The following is a 16,764-nucleotide window of genomic DNA, read 5'->3' on the forward strand; positions in this document are numbered from 1 at the left end:
CCTCCCCCTTGAGGGGAGGGCCGGGGAGGGGGTCCACCAGCCATTCACTGATGGACCCCCTCCCTCAATCCCTCCCCTCAAGGGGGAGGGAGGCGAAAGAGCGCCGAGACCGGTTCTCAATCCGCCCAAATAAGAGCCGCCTCCGCACGGGGGGAGGTGTCGACTGATAGATCGGGGCAAGCGTCCCCTTGGCCACGATGAATGACGAGAACACAATGACCCCATCCCTCAACTCCCGCATTCGCGGCATGCTGCACGGTATCGCGCTGGGCGATGCGCTGGGCGCGCCGGTGGAGAAGCTCTCCGCCAACCAGATCCGCGAGCGCTATGGGCGGGTGACGTCGGTGATGACCCGCTGGCACAAGATGGACCTTCCCCCGGCGGCGCGGAACCACCGGGTGCGCGGCGACGGGGTGGTGACCGACGACACGCTGATGACACTGGCGCTGATGGATATTTATGGCGAGACCAAACGCCATCTCGACGCCTGGGACATGGCCGACGGCATGGTGCGCCAGATCGCCTGGAAGCCGCGCTGGGTGCCGGAGCTGGGCCGCGAGGCGATGCTGATCGACCGGCTGTTCTATCCCGAGAAGTGGATTTTCCAGCGCCACCAACTCGCCAATTGCGATCCCCGTCAGGGCGGCATCGGCAATATGGTGAACTGCGGGGCCGCTATGTATATCGCGCCGGTGGGCGCTGTGAATGCCGCCGACCCCAAGGCCGCCTATGACGAAGCCATCGCCTTCGCCTCCGGGCACCAGGAGAGCTATGGACTGGAAGCGGCCGGGGTGATGGCCGCTGCCGTCGCCGCCGCCTTCGTGCCCGGGACCACGATCGACCGTATTGTGGACACGGTGCTGCGACTGGCCAAGGATGGCACGCGGGCGGCCATTGCCGATATTGCCGAGGTGGCCCGCGCCATGCGGCCGCGGCGGCATGAGCATCAGGCGGTCTATGCCGCCTTTCACCAGGCGATCGGGCGCTATTCGGTGATGGGTGATGACGTCAACCACATGCCCGAAAAGGTCGGGCGGCTGACCGATGCCTATCGGCCGAGCCGGCTGATGGCCATCGAGGAGCTGCCGCTGGCGCTGGGCTTCTGTCTGCTCAACGAGGGGGATTTCCGCGCCTCGATCGTGGATGGGATCAATTCGGGCCGCGACACCGACTCCATCGGCGTCATGGCCGGGGCCATTCTGGGCGCCATGCATGGCGAGGCGGTGATCGATGCCGAGGATGCACGCCAGATCGATAGCGCCAACCGGCTCGATCTCACCGCATCGGCGGATGGCTTTACCAACACCGTGCGCGACATGCTCGCGGCGGATCGGGACCTGATGGAGGCGCGCTCGGTGGCGAGAGCGGAACTGGGTTTGATCTGAGATCGAGAGCGCCGAATGCCCGGCCGCAGCCTCTGGGGCGCGGTCACCTGAAGACGAATTTGCGAAAGACGAACATGCTGTCCGAAACCCAAATCCTCGAAAAGATCTATGCCGGCTTCATCGGCAAGGCCATCGGCGTGCGCCTCGGCGCCCCGGTCGAGCCCACCATCTGGAGCTATGACCGCATCCGCAAGACCTATGGCGAGGTCACCCAATATCTGCGCGATTTCAAGAACTTCGCGGCTGATGACGACACCAATGGGCCCGTCTATTTCATCCGCGCGCTGCGCGACTACGGGCTGGGCGCCACAGCCGAGGATGTCGGCAAGACCTGGCTCAACTATGCTGCCGAAGAGCACGGCATGTATTGGTGGGGCGGGTTCGGTGTTTCCACCGAGCACACTGCCTATCGCAATTTGCGCGCCGGCATTCCTGCGCCGCAGTCGGGCTCGATTGCCCAGAACGGCACCACCGTCGCCGAGCAGATCGGCGGGCAGATTTTCATCGATAGCTGGGGCTGGGTAAACCCGGGCAATCCGCAGCGCGCCGCCGACATGTCGGCCATGGCGGCCAGCGTGGCGCATGACGGCGACGGGCTCAATGGCGCGCGGTTCTGTGCGGCGGCGATTGCGGCGGCGTTCGAGGCGAAAAGCATCGACGAGATCGTCGAGACCGCCATGGGCACCATCGATGCCAGTTCGACCTATGCCAAGGTGTGTCGCGCGGTGATCGACTTCCACAAGGCCAATCCCACCGACTGGCGCGCCTGCCGCGACATGCTGACCGCCGATTGGGGCTATGACCGCTATCCGGGCGTCTGCCACATCATCCCCAATGCCGGGGTGACCACCATGGCGATCCTTTATGGCGAGGGCGATCTGCCGCGGACGGCCGAGATCGCCACCATGGCCGGCTGGGATACCGACTGTAATGCCGGCAATGCCGCCGCCATCGTCGCCACCTTCCAGGGGCTGGACGAGGGTTGGGGCAAGTATCGCAAGCCGATCAATGATTTCCTGGTCGCATCTGGGATTGTTGGTTCGATCAATATCGTCGATATCCCGAGCTTTGCACGTGAACTGACGGTGCTGGCGCTGCAACTGGCCGGTCGCGACGTGCCAAAGCTGTGGCTCGAGGATTTCACCCGCCGCGGCCTGCGCTTCGACTTCGACCTGCCGGGCTCGACCCATGGCTTCCGCACCGAGGGCTTCAACCAGATCACGCTGAAGCACTCCGACGAGCGCCATGTCGAGGGGTCGCGCGGCTCGCTCGAAATCCAGCTCGACCGGCTTGAGCGCGGGCAGGGTGGGCGCGTGTTCTGGAAGCCCTTCTATCGCCGCAGCGATTTCGACGACGAGCGCTATCGTCCGATGTTCACCCCGGTGGTCGATGCCGGGCAGACAGTGTCGTTCAAGCTCTGGCTCGACCCCTGGAATGGTGACGGCAATCTGCGCCTCGCCACCTATGTGCGCCGCACCATGAGCGGCACGATCGAGGAAACCAGTGCCTGGGACGTTCCGTCTTCGGACGGCTGGCAGGACTATAGTTTCGTGGTGCCCGAGGGCGTCGAGGCCGTGGACGAGATCGGCATTTCTATCGAATATTTCGGGCGGCTGAAATTCCTCGGCCGGCTGTTCCTGGCCGATTTCAAGGTCGAAGGCCCGGGTCACACCGTCATCGAGCCGGAGACCGAGGTGCAGGAATGGGGCGCCATTACCCGCTTCACCTTCAATCGCGGCCACTGGACCAAGAGCTTTGGCCGTATCCAGGGGCACACTGCCAGCGATGCCGATATGTGGACCGGGCATTACTATGCCCGCGACGTGGTGGTCTCGGCCGATGTGCAGCGTCTCTCCGGCGCTTCGCAACTGGTCACGGCCCGCGTGCAGGGCACCGGCCGCTTCTATGCCGCCGGCTTCGAGGGTGACGAAGTGGTAATCCTCAAGGAGGATTTCGGCACGACCGTGCTGGCGCGGGCGCCGTTCAAGCCGGAGACGGGGCGCAGCTACCAGTTCGCCTTCACGGTGAAGGGTGACCGGCTGAGTTTTGCCGTTGATGGGCAGGATCTCATCAGCGCCACGGACGGCGCCTATGCCTATGGCATGGCCGGCATCAGGCTGGCTTCGGTCGGACGGCTCAGCCTGGGCCGTTTCGAGATTGTGGAAAGCTGAGCATAGGGCAGGGCCCCCTCAACCGACGCTGCGCGTCGACCTCTCCCCCAGAGGGAGAGGTCAAGAGGAGAGCCTAAGCCAGAGGAGAAAAGCATGGCGGAAATCGAACTCAAGCATGTCGGCAAGAGCTATGGCAGCGTGCAGGTGCTCAACGACATCTCGCTCGACATGGCCGATGGCGAATTCGTCGTGCTGGTCGGGCCCTCGGGCTGCGGCAAGTCCACGCTGTTGCGGATGATCGCGGGGCTGGAGGATATCACCTCCGGCCAGATCACCATTGCCGGCAAGGTCGTCAACAACATGCCGGCCAAGGAGCGGGACATCGCCATGGTGTTCCAATCCTATGCGCTCTATCCGCATATGAAGGTGGCGGACAATATGAGCTTCTCGCTGCGTCTTGCCGGCACGCCCAAAGCCGAGATCAAGGCGCGGGTGGCGGAGGCGGCTGAAATCCTCGGCCTCGAAAACTTGCTCGAGCGGCTGCCACGCGAACTCTCGGGCGGCCAGCGGCAGCGCGTCGCCATGGGTCGTGCCATCGTGCGCAATCCGCGCGCCTTCCTTTTCGATGAGCCCCTGTCGAACCTCGACGCCAAGCTGCGCGTAAAAATGCGCGGCGAGATCAAGCGGCTGCATCAGCGGCTGGGCAAGACCATGGTCTATGTGACCCACGACCAGACTGAAGCCATGACCATGGCCGACAAGATCGTGGTGCTCAATGGCGGCCGCATCGAGCAGGCCGGCGCGCCACTCGATCTCTACAACAACCCGGCCAACCTGTTCGTCGCCGGCTTCATCGGCTCGCCCGAGATGAACCTGTTCGACGCGCGCTATGAAGGCGGCACCAGTGTCGCCATTGCCGGTGGCCAGGCGCTGCCGCTGGGCATGGCGCTCGATGTGCCGGCCGGAACCGAGATCGTCTATGGGGTGCGCCCGCAGCACATCACGCTGGGCACCGAGGGCGTGCCGGCCGAGGTGCTGGTAGTTGAGCCTACCGGCGATGCGCAGGAAGTGCTGGCGCGGATTGGCGGGGAGGATATCTCCATCGTCGTCCGCGACCACGCTTTGCTGAGTGCGGGTCAGACCGTGCAGCTGGTGATCGACCCTGCCCGGATTTTTGTGTTCGACAAGGCGTCTGGACTGAGGCTGCGGTGATGTCTCACTTCCATGTGCCCCCACCTAACCTCCCCCTGCAGAAGGGGGAGGGATCTGCCGGTTCATGTTGGACAATCGCGGCAAACGCGATCGGTCCCTCCCCCTATCAGGGGGAGGTTAGGTGGGGGTGCCTATGACCTTCGCCCCAAAAACCTTCGATTCCACCGCCACCGGTCCGCTCAATGGCATTCGTGTGCTGGATCTCTCCCGGCTGATGGCGGGGAATATGCTCAGCCTGCAGCTGGCTGACTTTGGGGCCGATGTCATCAAGATCGAGCCGCCTGAGGGCGATCCGTTGCGGGACTGGAAGGATGATGGCCACTCGCTGTTCTGGAAGACCTATGGGCGCAACAAGCGATCGGTGATGCTCAATCTGCGCCAGCCGCAAGCCATGGCGGCGCTTTGGGTGCTGGTCGAGACGGCGGATGTGTTCATCGAAAATTTCCGTCCCGGCACGCTGGAAAAGATGGGGCTGGCGCCGGAAAAATTGCTGCAGCGCAATCCCGACCTGATCGTGGTGCGCATTTCCGGCTTCGGCCAGACCGGGCCCTATGCGCATCTGCCGGGGTTCGGCACCATTGTCGAGGCGATGAGCGGCTTTGCCGATCGCACCGGTTTTCCTGATCGGGAGCCGGTGCTGCCGCCGCTGGCGCTGGCCGACATGATCGCCGGCATCTATGGCGCCTCCTCGACCATGATGGCGCTTTATGCGCGCCAGGTGGGGATGGCGCGCGGGCAGGTGATCGATCTGAGCCTGCTCGAGCCCATGTTTTCCGTGCTGGGGCCGGAGGCGGCGATCCATGCCGTCACTGGCAAGATCAAGCAGCGTGTCGGCAGCGCCTCCAATACCGCCTCACCGCGCAATGTCTACCAATGCGCCGACGGCAAATATCTTGCCCTATCCGGCTCGACGCCGGCGGTGGCAAAGCGCATTTTCGAGATCATCGGTTGCCCCGCCATGAATGATGATCCGCGCTTTGCCACCAATTCCGATCGCGTGAAAAACCGGGCGCTGGTGGATGAGGCCATCGGCGGCTGGTTTGCCACCCGCGACAGTGCCGACGCGCTGGCCACGATGCGCGCGGCCGGCGCCACCGTTGGCCCGGTCTATAATATTGCCGATGCCATGGAAGATGCGCATTTTCAGGAGCGGGAAATCATCGTCGATGCCGCCGATGACAGGTTCGGGACCCTGCCCATGCACAATATCGTGCCGCGCCTTTCGGCGACACCGGGCCAGTGGCGCTTGCCGGCGCCGGAGCTTGGGGAGCATACCGATACGGTGCTGCGCGAGGCGGGCCTTGATCCGGAAACGCTGGCGGGAGAAGATGGCTGATGCGGTCGCTGCTTTACGTGCCGGCCCATTCCGAGCGCTTTCTCGCCAAGGCGCATGAGCGCGGCGCCGACGCTGTCATTCTCGACCTCGAGGATTCGGTGCCAGAAGCGGACAAGGATGCGGCGCGGAACGGGCTGGCCGAGGCCGTGGCCTCGGTGCGCCGCGGCGGTGGCAAGGTGGTGGTGCGCATCAATGCCGGGGGCCGGCAGGACGTGGACGCACTGGCGGCCTGTCGCGCCGGAGCGGATCTGCTCTATGTGCCCAAGGTGCAGCGGCCCGAGGCACTGGCAGCGCTGGCGAGCGCGCTGGAATCCGTTGAAGGCGAGAGGGGGCGTGAGCCCATGGGCTTCGTCGCCCTGCTCGAGGATATCGGCGCCGTGCAGGATGCGCGCGCCATCGCCACCGCGCCGAGATTGGTCGGCATGAGCGTGGGCGGTGAGGACCTGGCGCTGTCGCTCGGTGCGGAACCGACGCCCGAAGTGCTGCGATTGCCAAAATTGCTGGTGCATTACGCTGCCAAGGAACGCGGCCTGCTCTCCATCGGCATGCTTCGCTCCACCGCCGACTATTCGGACACTGACGGGGTGGCCGCAGCGGCGCGCGAAGCCCGGGCCCATGGCTTTGACGGCGCCACCTGCGTCCATCCGGCGCTGGTGCCGGTGCTCAACGAGCATTTCGCGCCCAGCTCTGCGCAACGCGACTGGGCCGAACGGGTGGTGCTTGAAGCCGCCAAGGGGCAGGGCGCCTTCCAGATCGATGGCCGCATGGTCGATGCGCCGGTCATCGCTCGCGCCCGGGCCATTCTGGCGCGGGGCTGAAGCCGCTTATCCATCTCGCTTCATTCATTTGAAGGAAGCCAGGCGGCAGCGCCCGGTTTTAGATCGAGCCCGTCGCAATGGTTCGGAGGACCACACGATGAAGCTCGCAACCGCTGCAATTGCCCTTTTATTGCTGTGCCCGCTGCCGGCACAGGCACAGTCTGCCGATCTGTGGGCGTCCTATTCGGTCAACAGCCAGACCGGCGCCTGGGGCTTCGCGGTGGGCAGGCCCTCCCAGCAGGCGGCCTATAATGATGCGCGCAATGGTTGCCGCCGGACCGGTTGCTATGAGGCGCTGTCTAAATTCGCCCGCTGCGTCGCCCTCTATGCCGCAGTCGCCAATGGCCGGCATTATTTCCGCGGCGGCAGCAGCGAAAGCCTCGCCGGCGCCGAGAATGTGGCGAAACGGCAGTTTCCCAACAACCTGCAGCCAAGGAAGGTTCACAGCATCTGCATATGAGGGCAGGATTGTCGTCGCCATGAACCGCACAAGGAGATTTGCCACCATGAAAGCTGCCCTGCCAGTGCTGGCTCTGCTGCTTGCCTCGCCAGCCCTTGCCCAAGGTGATGGCCTGCCGCTGCTGCGGGTCTATATCGACACGCCCTATTTTTATGAGCTGGTCGCCTACAATGTCGAGGAGAGCGGGGATCATCAGCGCTTCGACCTCGTGGTGGAAGGCAAGGAAGTGGGCACCGCTGCCATCGACCTCGACTGCGCCTCAGGCGAATTCAGCCAGACCGAGACCGAGCCGCTGACGGGGTCCGCGGCATCGTTCATCGAGCCGGCCGTGCGCGCCTATCGACAGTTGCTGTGCTGACGGGCAGGGCGACGCTCATTCATTTGGATGATTTCGGCGCCGCCCCGCTGTGACAGTATTCTCCGGCCGGGGGGCTTGAGGAGTATCCAAGATGACGACACTGCACGCTCACCCAAGCCGACCGATCACCGCAATCGCAGCCTCGAGCATGCCCGGAGCTTCGGCACGGTCCGGGCGCTTCGCCGCCAGGATCAGGCGCCTCTGTGCTGCACTGGGTCTTTTGGCGCTTGCCGGGGCGCAGGCGCAGGCGCTCGACCTGCAGATGAACGGCGCCATCAAGATCGACCCGACCATCATCAAGGCATTGCCGGGTCCGCTGCCGGTCCAAATCATCGGCAAGGGCTGCACCTTCTATGAGCACAAGAACGGCGGCGGCGAACGCTGGCACAAGGCAGTGGGCTGGGTGGCGGCCAAATATTCGGACCAGACCTCCTATGCCGAGGTGGTGACCTATACCGGCGACTGGTGGAACGACCGCATCTCCTCGCTCACCTGCGACGACAGCGACAAGGTCCATTGCTCGGTGGCGGTCTATCCCGATCGCGATCGTCGCGGCGGCGAAGCGATCTTCTGGGGCGGCATGGGGATGATCAATCTCGACAGATGGGGGCTGAACGACAAGGTCTCGTCCTTCTCGATCTTCTGCAACCTGATGAAATGATCGCTCTGCACCGGCCGCCTGCTCAACTGGAGCGGGCGTGCCCGGGCCAGGCAAGGAGATGTTCATGTCCCGCTTCTTTTTCGGGTGCCTCGCCGGCACGATGACCATGGCGCTGTTCTTCGCGCCGCTGATGGTGCAGGCGCAGAACCAGGGCAATAGCGTGCATGCGCCCTTTCAGGTGATTGGCGCCTCGGGCAGTCCTATCCTCAAGATCGAGGAGTCCAATGCCGGTGTCATGCTCACCCTGTTCGGGCCGGGCAATACCGGGGCCCGGCTGGAGACGACGGCCGATGGAACCATCCTCAACCTCTCCTCGTCGGGCAACAATGTCATCAACCTGTTCGCGACCCCCAATGAGGTGTCGGTGAACGTGGTGCATGGCAATCGCGTCACGCGCATGATCACCGACACCAGCGAACAGAGTTTCGTGATGGAGGCGCAGGGCGCGAGGGTGGTCGACATGGGCAGCAAGGCCTCGACCAATGCCGCCTTGCGCATTGCCAGCCCAAGCGGCGCCATGGCGGTGCAGATCGGCTCGAACCGCAGCAATGGCGGGGCAGGGGCCGTCTATGTCAACGATAGCGCCGGCAAGATGACGGGCTTCCTTGTTTCCCTGGCCAATGCGGCCGCGGCCGTCGGCATCAGCCTGGGCGGTTCGGAAGTGGCCAAGCTCGAACCCAATGCGTCCAATTCCGGCGGCAAGCTGACGCTGGCCGACACCAATGGCAATCCATCGGTCATCGCCGGGCTGACCAGCAGTGGCGATGGCACGGTGTGCATCTATGACAGAAAGGGCCAGTCTTGCTATTGACCCTGCCCGGAGCACGCAGAGGGCGGGTGCCGAGATGAGCGCCGCCCCCAACCCGACCAAGCCCGGATGGGCCGAGAGCTGGGCCTCCAAGAGCGCAGTGGCCAAGCGGCTGCAGCTGAGCTCGATACAGACGCGCATCCAGATCGCCGTATTGGTGTTTCTGTTTTCGCCGCTGGTGGGCTTTGCGCTGATCGGCTTCGGCTGGAACAATTATCTCTGGATTCTCGGTGTGCCGCTGCTGGCGCTGGGCCTGCTGGCCTGGGTGGCCTTGCCCGTGGTCGCTGCCGGCGCCATCGTCTACATGGTGATCCGCACCATTCAACAGGGGATGACCCCGGCACCGCCGCAACCGGCTGCCGCAATGGTCGGCGATTTGCCCGACGACCCCAGCCTTGCGCCGGTGCTGGCCGAGCTGAAAACAGTCCGCGACAAACTCGCTGCGCAGCAGAAGGCGGCCCTGCTCCAGGGCATGCCAATTGTCTGCCTGATTGCCGGCGCGCTTGCCGTCTGGGTGGTCAGCAGCAGCTCCGGCTTCAATCCGCTGGCCGTTGCTCTGGTGACGGGATTGCCGGTTTTGCTCGGATTTTTTCTCATTTCCCGGCCGTTCGAGCAGCAGTTCCGCGAGGTTTTCAAAAGCCAGGTGCTGCCGATCTTGCTGCAGCGCCACGGCACGTTGCAACGTCGATCAGAAGCCCTGACCCGCTTCACCCCCGCCGCAGAGATGGGTGTGGTTGCCCGCCATGGCGAAGTATTGTTCGACGACGTGTTCAGCGGCATGCATGCCGGTCATGGGGTCGAGATTGCCGATGCAGTCCTGCTGGTCCCCAGGAGTGAAGAGGATCGGCGCGGCCCGCGCAAGACCCAGCACCGGGTGCTGGCGATCACGCTCGACCTTGGTCGGTCCGTGCCCGCGACCACCGCCGTTGTCGACGCCAAGCGCAACCGTGACTATTTTGCTGCGCCCGGTTCGTCCTATGAGCGGCTGGAGCTGGAAGACGTGGTGTTTGCCTCGGTCTATCACGTCTATGCGACCGACCAGATCGGGGGACGGGCGCTGCTGACGCCGGCGGTGATGCGACGCCTGGTCGAGGCGGCCGATGGGCACGACTTCATGCCGCCGACGCTGTTGGCGCAGGGCAACAAGCTGCAGCTGTTTCTCGTCACCTATAACGAGCGCGACCTGTTCGAGCCCGCCAGCGTCAGAACCGCCGACATGGCCACCCATGTCCAGGTCATCGACCGCGACCTGGCGCAACTGTTCGCGATTCTGGACACGCTGGTCGAGGTGGCCGACACACTGGCTACCCCTGCCACCGGCTTCTCCCCCACCGATCTGCCCTGACCCTGGAGGCGTTTATGGAAATTCTGCTGGTCACCGTTCTCGCCATACCGGCGCTGCTCTACTTCTGGTACGTCGCTACCGTGCGGGCTCGCAACAAAGTGGGCGAGGCGCTGGGCGCGATCGACGCGCAATTGCAGCAGCGGCACGATCTGATCCCCAATGTCCTCACCATCGCCCGACGTTTCCTTGAACATGAAAAAAGCTTGCTCGAGGAAATCACCGCCTTGCGCGCCAGGGCGGAGCCGAGCCTGGGGGAACGTGATTTCACCAAGATCGGCACCAAGTTCGAAATCGAGGCACGGCTCGGGGCGGACATGACCCGACTGTTTGCCCTGGCCGAGAATTATCCCGAGCTCACCTCGAGCGGGCCAATGATGGAAGCCCAGCGCAGCTATCGCGAGGTCGAGAACAACATTGCCGCCGCGCGCCGCTTCTACAACAGTGCGGTCAACGGGTTGCGCAATGTCACTGAAACCTTCCCCGGCCCATTGGTGGCCCGCCTTGCCGGCGTGACGGGTCTGCCGCCGTTCTTCGCCGCTGTCGAAGGCGCCGAAAAGCCCATCGCCGCCGCCGATTTCCTAGGGAGCGCATCGTGAGGACATCCGCCTTTGTCATTCTGGCGCTTGCCCTGACGTCCTCGGTGGGCCTGGGGGAAACCTTTCCGGTGCCAACGCCCGATCCACACGCCTCCAGCTGGGGCGAGAGAGGCTCGTTCACGCTGCACTATTATGGGGCGCTCGACGACGGCACGGCCTGTCCCGCCTCGCCGAACATGCTCAAATTCGGCATCGAGGACGAAAGCGGGGTGCTGCGATATCTGCACGGCTTTGGGGTCGACCCCGAAATCGGCGAGGATCTGCGGGCGCCATTTGAGGTCGGGCAGTTCTGCACCCTCGCCTTCGACGGCGAGGTCCGATTCCTGATGCATCACGGCACCCAAGCCCGCATTCGACCCTCGGCCGTGTCGCCGCCCGAGGAGATCGAACCCTGACGGATCAGTCGGCGGCCTGACAGATCATGGCGAACTGAATGACCGCCTGCTCGTCGCTGGTTTGAATGACACCGATGCCGGTTTCCTTGTCGTAAAGCGACAACAGGTGCACCGGGGCACTGTCCTTCCCACCCTGTGGCAAATAGTTTCCCTCGAGCGCCACCGCAGCCTCGGAAATGTCGGTGCGTTTGGCGGCCCCCTCGAGACAGCTGGACGACGAACACAGCCGGATGAATGGTGTGTCGATGGAAAGCCCGATCGTGGTGACCGAGCACATGTCGAAGGGCATGTCTGCGCATTCGTCGGCGCCGCAGACCGTCGCCCTTTGACAGCTGCAAGTGAGGTCGGCAGCCAAGATGGCGGTCGAAGACGGGCCTGCCAGGAGCAGGGTGGCTGCGGTCAGGATAGCGCGGCGCATGGCGGTGGCGTCCGATTGGTCACGCTCCCAAAATCGCGGTTTGCAGCCGGCGATGCACCATTCGTTTGAATGATGAGACCGATTTTTTGCGTGCCAGTATCGGTCGGTCGGCGGCCTTTCGCGTGGCGTGGGAGGCTGGCCACTTGAGCGGAGCCATATCATGCAGCCCAACATTCGCAGGCTTGTTTTTGCCCTCCTCTTGCCGCTCGCCGGACCAGCGCTGGCAGAGGATATCGACTGCACCGACTTCATGACAGGCAAGTGGGTGGGGGTCGGCGAGGTCAGTAATTTCGGCCAGATCATCAACGTCGACAACACGCTGATCCTGGACGCGGATGGTACCTTCAAGACCGCTTACCGGTTCCAGCATAAGGGGCAGGATTGGCAGGAGCAGACCATGGAGGGAGCGTGGACTGCCCAGTCCGGCGAAGACGCTGGCACCTGCGCGGTGAGCATGGCCATCGAGGGCACACTCGAAAATGGCGGCAGCTATTCCAGCAGCTCGCAATCCACCTATGTCATTGTCGATGCAGACACGGTGACCTCGATGGATTTCCCGCTTCAGCGGATGAAGGATGACACGGAGGGATCGGCGCCCCCAGCCTCGCAATAGCCTTGGGGCACCTTTGTCGGCAGCAACTAGCCGGCGAAGGGCACCGGCAGCGTCGAGAGCAGCAGGGCGACCAACTGGCTTTGCCGTGCCGTGCCGGTCTTGCGCAACAATTGCGCCAGCTGCGTGCGCACCGTTGGCAGCGACAGACCGCGCGCCAACGCCGATTCGGCGGGTGACTTGCCCTCGATCAGCGCCACGGCGAGCTCGGTCTCCCGCACAGTGAGGTTGAACATGGTGCCGACGCGCGCCGCCAGATCGGGCGGCAGACGCATGGCCAGGTCCTGCAGGGCCAGATAGGCGCCATTGATCTCCGGCAGCCCTTTCACGAACAGGTGGTGACCCGGAATGAACGAGGCGGCGATGGCGGCGCCGCTCTCGGGATTGCGGAAGATGAGATTGCTGCCCTGCCCGGGGGCGGGAAACTCGCCCATGGCGGCGCGTAGCGCGCTCAGCAGGCGCTGGGACTGCGCGGGGTCAAAGGCACGCAGCATGGAGTGACGGGCACTCAACGCTCCATCGGGCCCCGCGAGAATAGCGTCCGCCGTCTGGTTGGCCCAGGATATCCGGCCATTCTTCTCGACCGCCAGCCAACCGATGGCCTGGCCATCGAGCACCGCGCCGGTCTGCTGCAGCCGGCTGCGGGCCAGGCGGATATGCAGGTCCATGGCATGGCGCATGGTGGGCTGGATGGCATTGAGCACTTCCATGTCCGCCTCGCCAAAGCGCTCGATTCTGCCGCCGCGGGAGATCATGAGATAGCTGCCGGTCGCCCCGCTCCAGCACAGATTCATGACGGCGGCGCTATGCTGGTGCTGCGGCCGCATCCACTCGTCGAAGAAGGTCGTGCGCCGAAAGTTTCGCCGCTCGAGCAGGCAGGTATCGGTGACAATCTGCCCCAGTCGCAGCGTCCTGACCGCAGGCACGAACGGGTTGGCGGCCTGAAGGCGGCGATAGAGCTCGCTGTAATGGACGCCACAATCGCCATAGAGCAGCCGGTCCTGACCGCTCGCTGCGTCGAGGGTCGACACCGCAATGAGATCGGCATCCAGCATCCCGCGCACGCCGCGGGCGGCCGCCGTCCAATCTTCCTCCCCGAGTGCCGCCTGGTAGAAGCTGGTCTTGAGATCTTCGAGCTTGTCCATCGATGCTCTTCCAACCCTGAAGCACCCCGCACCTCAACCCTAGCGCCCAAGCCCAACGAGCCCATCATTCATATGGATGAGAACAAATCACAAATCTCGGTGCGGGCAGGGGGAAAGTGGAGGGATAGGCGCGCGGAAAACTTGACCGGCCACCCCTGGCGCGACACGGCGCAGCTGTATCGGCGGCACGCTGGAGCAGAAGGCGCTGAGACCGGCTGCGGCGCTGGATTGGAAGCTATGTTGAGGTGGATAAGGAGTTTGGCTGGGGAACCTGGATTCGAACCAAGATCGACGGAGTCAGAGTCCGCTGTTCTACCATTGAACTATTCCCCAGCAGAGCCTGCTGGCTGGCGGCTTGGGCAGCGGGGCTGCTTGGCGGCGCGAGGTGTGCATAGACAATGCCGCAGCGGATTGCAAGCGCCTGAACACAGGTTTGCGTGGAGATCGTGTGCATTGCGCTTCGCTTCCCCTTGCACTACCTTGGTTTTCAACAACGCAAATGCGTGCGTTCGGGCGCGGCCCAGCTTTCTGGACCAGCGACCGTGCATGCCAAGGAGACGACAGTGACCGATTCTCGTCGGTCCGCCGTGGCTTCAGCCCCCCGGGCCGAGGCAGGGGTTCGTGCACCGTCCGGTTCCGGCCGGGCAGAGCGGGGAGGCTTGTCCTCTTCGAGCGCGGAACCACGGTCAGGGCCATCACCCACCCCACGGCGCTATCGCGGGCCGCTCTATGCGGCGCTTGACCTTGGCACCAATAATTGTCGCCTCCTGATCGCCAAGCCGCATGACCACGGTTTTCGCGTGCTCGACGGCTTTACCCGCATCGTCCGGCTGGGCGAGGGCGTCTCGGTCACCGGGCGGCTCTCGGACGCGGCCATGGAACGCACCATGGACGCGCTGCGCCATTGCCGCAATAAACTGCGCGACCATCAGCCGACGCGCATGCGCCTCATCGCCACCGAAGCCTGCCGGGCGGCGGAAAATGGTCCCGCTTTCCTGGCCCGGGTCAAGGATGAGCTGGGGATCGAGCTTGAAATCGTCGATCGTCGCACCGAGGCCGAACTGGCGGTCACCGGCTGCGCCGACCTGATCGACAGCAGTGCCCAGGGCGCCTTGATGTTCGACATCGGTGGCGGCTCCTCGGAACTGGCCTGGCTGGATTTTCGCGGCGGCCGCCCGCGCTCGCAGGGGCGCATGGCGGCCTCGATCCGCTCCTGGCAGTCGCTGCCGGTTGGCGTGGTGTCGATTGCAGAAAAATTCGGCGGCGTGAATGTGACGCCCGAGGTGTTCGAGGCCATGGTGGCTTATGTCGCCGAGCATCTGCGCCAGTTTCGCGGCCGTGAAAAGCTGCGGCAGATGATCACCACCCATCCGGTGCACCTGATTGGCACGTCGGGCACGGTGACGACGCTGGCCGGGCTGCATCTGGGGCTCGAGCGCTATGAGCGGCAGAAGGTGGACGGGCTGTGGATGCGCCGCGACGAGGTGGACGACACCATGCGGGCGCTGCTGAGCATGCCGTTCGAGCGGCGCGTGGCCCATTCCTGTATCGGCAAGGATCGCGCCGACCTGGTTCTGCCTGGCTGTGCCATTTTCGAGGCCATTCGGCGCGAATGGTCGACCGATCGGGTGCGCGTCGCCGATCGTGGCCTGCGCGAAGGCATTCTGATATCGCTTATGGATGCGGACCGGCCCTATAAACGGCCGAACCGACCCGGACGGAGGACTGGCAATGGCCAATAACAAGGCGCTTGGCACTGGCGGCCGCAAGTCGGACAAGGATCTCAAGATCCGGGTGAAGACCGCCAAGGGTCGCACCGTGGCCTCGACCAAATGGCTGCAACGCCAGCTCAACGATCCCTATGTCGCGCGCGCCCGCGCCGAAGGCTATCGCTCGCGCGCGGCCTTCAAGATCAAGGAGATCGACGAAAAGCATAAATTCTTCAGGAAGGGCATGCGCGTCGTCGATCTGGGCGCGGCCCCCGGCGGCTGGTCACAGGTGGCCGCCGCCGCCGTGGGTTCGACGGTGGAAAAGCCGCTGGTCGTGGGCATCGACTATCTCGATATGGACCCTATTCCCGGCGTTATCCTGCTCAAGAAGGATTTCACCGAGGAAGACGCGCCGGCGATGTTGATCGAAGCCATGGGCGGGCAGGGGGCCGATGTGGTGATGAGCGATATGGCCTGGCCCACCACCGGCCACCGCGCCACCGATCACCTGCGCATCGTGCATCTCATCGAGATCGCCGCCGATTTCGCCATCCAGGTGCTGCGGCCGGGCGGGTCCTTCGTGGCGAAGGTGTTCCAGGGCGGCACCGAGCATGAGCTGCTGCACATGCTCAAGCGCCACTTCAACACCACCTTTCACGTCAAGCCGCCCTCGAGCCGCAAGGATTCGGCCGAGGCCTATCTGGTGGCGAAGGGGTTCAAGGGGCGGACAGAGGGCGAGGACGGGCAGGCCGACGAATAGGGCGAACCCGAGCCGCCCGTGGCGCGTTACCCTGCTGTTACTAAGAGCAAGGAGATAGCCATGGCCGCCACCCGCCGCAGTGAAGAGCGACTTCTCGATGCCGATGAGCAGAAGCTCGTTGCCGGTGCCCGCCACCCTGAATTGTCGGAAATGCAGGCCGATGACCTGCGCAAGCTGGCGCGCTCGCTGCGTGAGCGGCGCGATAAGGCCACGCGCGCCGTCCGCAAGGGCAATCGCGCCGCCAAGGGCAGCGACAAGGCCGGTGACGCCGAGCGCGGCAATCGCGAAAAGGCCGGACTGATCCAGTCGGCCATCGCCCGGGTCAACAAGGAATTCGCCCGCCGTGGTGAAGCGCGGGAGTAGTTTTTGGCTCGGTCTGGCCGGGCTTAGCTACCGATCATCTGAGCAAGCCCGCTGAGCACGCTTCGCGGGTTGGTAAAGCCCAGCCCGGCCCCGAATGCCAGGCCAAGGGCGCCCAGGATAATCTCTCCGGCCAAATTGTATTGCGACCCCAGACCATTTCAAACTGAGGTGGGTTCACGGCGCTTTCGCCTCCCTCCCCCTTGAGGGGAGGGACCGAGGGAGGGGGTCCATCAGTGGATCACTGAACCACCCCCACCCCGGCCCACCCCCCCCA

Annotated in this window: 18 protein-coding genes and 1 tRNA gene; 16 read left to right on the top strand and 3 right to left on the bottom strand. The window is 64.3% G+C overall.

From position 1 onward, the window contains the following. The first annotated feature begins 215 nt into the window (after positions 1-215). From DEVEQU_RS17070 to DEVEQU_RS17125, 12 genes are all read left to right on the top strand, one after another. Positions 216-1,385: an ADP-ribosylglycohydrolase family protein gene (locus DEVEQU_RS17070; RefSeq protein WP_126151810.1), complete on the top strand. Its 1,170-nt coding sequence runs from the start codon at positions 216-218 to the stop codon at positions 1,383-1,385. A 74-nt stretch (positions 1,386-1,459) separates the two neighbouring features. After that, positions 1,460-3,556, top strand: a complete 2,097-nt coding sequence (locus DEVEQU_RS17075; RefSeq protein ID WP_126151811.1) for an ADP-ribosylglycohydrolase family protein — start codon at positions 1,460-1,462, stop codon at positions 3,554-3,556. 93 nt (positions 3,557-3,649) lie between these two features. Further along, positions 3,650-4,708, top strand: coding sequence for an ABC transporter ATP-binding protein (locus DEVEQU_RS17080; RefSeq protein ID WP_126151812.1), 1,059 nt, complete (start codon positions 3,650-3,652; stop codon positions 4,706-4,708). Positions 4,709-4,841: 133 nt separating this feature from the next. Continuing rightward, complete coding sequence (locus DEVEQU_RS17085; RefSeq protein WP_126151813.1) at positions 4,842-6,044, top strand: CaiB/BaiF CoA transferase family protein; 1,203 nt, start codon at positions 4,842-4,844, stop codon at positions 6,042-6,044. After that, on the top strand, positions 6,044-6,862 hold the full coding sequence (locus DEVEQU_RS17090; protein ID WP_126151814.1) for an HpcH/HpaI aldolase/citrate lyase family protein: 819 nt from the start codon (positions 6,044-6,046) through the stop codon (positions 6,860-6,862). The genes DEVEQU_RS17085 and DEVEQU_RS17090 overlap by 1 nt, the downstream gene beginning before the upstream one ends. A 97-nt stretch (positions 6,863-6,959) precedes the next feature. Beyond that, positions 6,960-7,322, top strand: a complete 363-nt coding sequence (locus DEVEQU_RS17095; protein WP_164550466.1) for a DUF4189 domain-containing protein — start codon at positions 6,960-6,962, stop codon at positions 7,320-7,322. Between the two features lie 46 nt (positions 7,323-7,368). Further along, a complete protein-coding gene (locus DEVEQU_RS17100) occupies positions 7,369-7,680 on the top strand; it encodes a hypothetical protein (protein WP_126151816.1) in 312 nt (103 codons plus the stop codon). 91 nt (positions 7,681-7,771) lie between these two features. After that, positions 7,772-8,341 carry a hypothetical protein gene (locus DEVEQU_RS17105; RefSeq protein ID WP_126151817.1) on the top strand — a complete coding sequence of 190 codons (570 nt, stop codon included), beginning with the start codon at positions 7,772-7,774 and terminating at the stop codon, positions 8,339-8,341. A 64-nt stretch (positions 8,342-8,405) separates the two neighbouring features. After that, positions 8,406-9,152 carry a hypothetical protein gene (locus DEVEQU_RS17110; protein WP_126151818.1) on the top strand — a complete coding sequence of 249 codons (747 nt, stop codon included), beginning with the start codon at positions 8,406-8,408 and terminating at the stop codon, positions 9,150-9,152. A 34-nt stretch (positions 9,153-9,186) separates the two neighbouring features. Further along, positions 9,187-10,494 (top strand): DUF3137 domain-containing protein, encoded by a 1,308-nt coding sequence (locus tag DEVEQU_RS17115; protein WP_164550467.1) that lies wholly within the window; start codon positions 9,187-9,189, stop codon positions 10,492-10,494. Positions 10,495-10,508: 14 nt separating this feature from the next. Continuing rightward, on the top strand, positions 10,509-11,090 hold the full coding sequence (locus DEVEQU_RS17120; protein WP_126151820.1) for a LemA family protein: 582 nt from the start codon (positions 10,509-10,511) through the stop codon (positions 11,088-11,090). After that, positions 11,087-11,485, top strand: a complete 399-nt coding sequence (locus DEVEQU_RS17125; protein WP_126151821.1) for a hypothetical protein — start codon at positions 11,087-11,089, stop codon at positions 11,483-11,485. The genes DEVEQU_RS17120 and DEVEQU_RS17125 overlap by 4 nt, the downstream gene beginning before the upstream one ends. A 4-nt stretch (positions 11,486-11,489) precedes the next feature. On the opposite strand, the gene DEVEQU_RS17130 is transcribed toward DEVEQU_RS17125, so the two are convergent. Beyond that, on the bottom strand, positions 11,490-11,903 hold the full coding sequence (locus DEVEQU_RS17130; RefSeq protein WP_126151822.1) for a hypothetical protein: 414 nt from the start codon (positions 11,901-11,903) through the stop codon (positions 11,490-11,492). A gap of 160 nt (positions 11,904-12,063) precedes the next feature. Between DEVEQU_RS17130 and DEVEQU_RS17135 the strand changes: the two genes are divergently transcribed. Next, complete coding sequence (locus DEVEQU_RS17135) at positions 12,064-12,516, top strand: hypothetical protein (protein WP_126151823.1); 453 nt, start codon at positions 12,064-12,066, stop codon at positions 12,514-12,516. Between the two features lie 26 nt (positions 12,517-12,542). Here DEVEQU_RS17135 and DEVEQU_RS17140 read toward each other — a convergent pair whose 3' ends face one another. Next, positions 12,543-13,658 carry a helix-turn-helix transcriptional regulator gene (locus tag DEVEQU_RS17140; protein ID WP_126151824.1) on the bottom strand — a complete coding sequence of 372 codons (1,116 nt, stop codon included), beginning with the start codon at positions 13,656-13,658 and terminating at the stop codon, positions 12,543-12,545. A 259-nt stretch (positions 13,659-13,917) separates the two neighbouring features. After that, positions 13,918-13,991, bottom strand: a tRNA-Gln gene (locus DEVEQU_RS17145). A 326-nt stretch (positions 13,992-14,317) separates the two neighbouring features. Here DEVEQU_RS17145 and DEVEQU_RS17150 point away from each other — a divergent pair. The 3 genes from DEVEQU_RS17150 to DEVEQU_RS17160 are packed head-to-tail and all read left to right on the top strand — an operon-like array spanning position 14,318 to position 16,490. After that, positions 14,318-15,400, top strand: coding sequence for a Ppx/GppA phosphatase family protein (locus tag DEVEQU_RS17150; RefSeq protein WP_223214280.1), 1,083 nt, complete (start codon positions 14,318-14,320; stop codon positions 15,398-15,400). Beyond that, a complete protein-coding gene (locus tag DEVEQU_RS17155) occupies positions 15,390-16,127 on the top strand; it encodes an RlmE family RNA methyltransferase (protein ID WP_126151826.1) in 738 nt (245 codons plus the stop codon). The genes DEVEQU_RS17150 and DEVEQU_RS17155 overlap by 11 nt, the downstream gene beginning before the upstream one ends. Before the next feature lie 60 nt (positions 16,128-16,187). Beyond that, entirely contained in the window at positions 16,188-16,490 is a 303-nt protein-coding gene (locus DEVEQU_RS17160; protein WP_126151827.1) for a hypothetical protein, read from the top strand. Positions 16,491-16,764: the final 274 nt, after the last annotated feature.

The organism is Devosia equisanguinis, assembly GCF_900631955.1.
Taxonomy (GTDB): Bacteria; Pseudomonadota; Alphaproteobacteria; order Rhizobiales; family Devosiaceae; genus Devosia; species Devosia equisanguinis.

Excerpts from the sequence above, each read along its gene's own strand:
- DEVEQU_RS17105 (WP_126151817.1), top strand. The coding sequence starts at position 7,772 with ATGACGACACTGCACGCTCACCCAAGCCGACCGATCACCGCAATCGCA.
- DEVEQU_RS17070 (WP_126151810.1), top strand. The coding sequence starts at position 216 with ATGACCCCATCCCTCAACTCCCGCATTCGCGGCATGCTGCACGGTATC.
- DEVEQU_RS17135 (WP_126151823.1), top strand. The coding sequence starts at position 12,064 with ATGCAGCCCAACATTCGCAGGCTTGTTTTTGCCCTCCTCTTGCCGCTC.
- DEVEQU_RS17080 (WP_126151812.1), top strand. The coding sequence starts at position 3,650 with ATGGCGGAAATCGAACTCAAGCATGTCGGCAAGAGCTATGGCAGCGTG.
- DEVEQU_RS17115 (WP_164550467.1), top strand. The coding sequence starts at position 9,187 with ATGAGCGCCGCCCCCAACCCGACCAAGCCCGGATGGGCCGAGAGCTGG.
- DEVEQU_RS17130 (WP_126151822.1), bottom strand. The coding sequence starts at position 11,903 with ATGCGCCGCGCTATCCTGACCGCAGCCACCCTGCTCCTGGCAGGCCCG.
- DEVEQU_RS17155 (WP_126151826.1), top strand. The coding sequence starts at position 15,390 with ATGGCCAATAACAAGGCGCTTGGCACTGGCGGCCGCAAGTCGGACAAG.
- DEVEQU_RS17075 (WP_126151811.1), top strand. The coding sequence starts at position 1,460 with ATGCTGTCCGAAACCCAAATCCTCGAAAAGATCTATGCCGGCTTCATC.
- DEVEQU_RS17085 (WP_126151813.1), top strand. The coding sequence starts at position 4,842 with ATGACCTTCGCCCCAAAAACCTTCGATTCCACCGCCACCGGTCCGCTC.
- DEVEQU_RS17140 (WP_126151824.1), bottom strand. The coding sequence starts at position 13,658 with ATGGACAAGCTCGAAGATCTCAAGACCAGCTTCTACCAGGCGGCACTC.
- DEVEQU_RS17100 (WP_126151816.1), top strand. The coding sequence starts at position 7,369 with ATGAAAGCTGCCCTGCCAGTGCTGGCTCTGCTGCTTGCCTCGCCAGCC.
- DEVEQU_RS17160 (WP_126151827.1), top strand. The coding sequence starts at position 16,188 with ATGGCCGCCACCCGCCGCAGTGAAGAGCGACTTCTCGATGCCGATGAG.
- DEVEQU_RS17120 (WP_126151820.1), top strand. The coding sequence starts at position 10,509 with ATGGAAATTCTGCTGGTCACCGTTCTCGCCATACCGGCGCTGCTCTAC.
- DEVEQU_RS17110 (WP_126151818.1), top strand. The coding sequence starts at position 8,406 with ATGTCCCGCTTCTTTTTCGGGTGCCTCGCCGGCACGATGACCATGGCG.
- DEVEQU_RS17090 (WP_126151814.1), top strand. The coding sequence starts at position 6,044 with ATGCGGTCGCTGCTTTACGTGCCGGCCCATTCCGAGCGCTTTCTCGCC.
- DEVEQU_RS17095 (WP_164550466.1), top strand. The coding sequence starts at position 6,960 with ATGAAGCTCGCAACCGCTGCAATTGCCCTTTTATTGCTGTGCCCGCTG.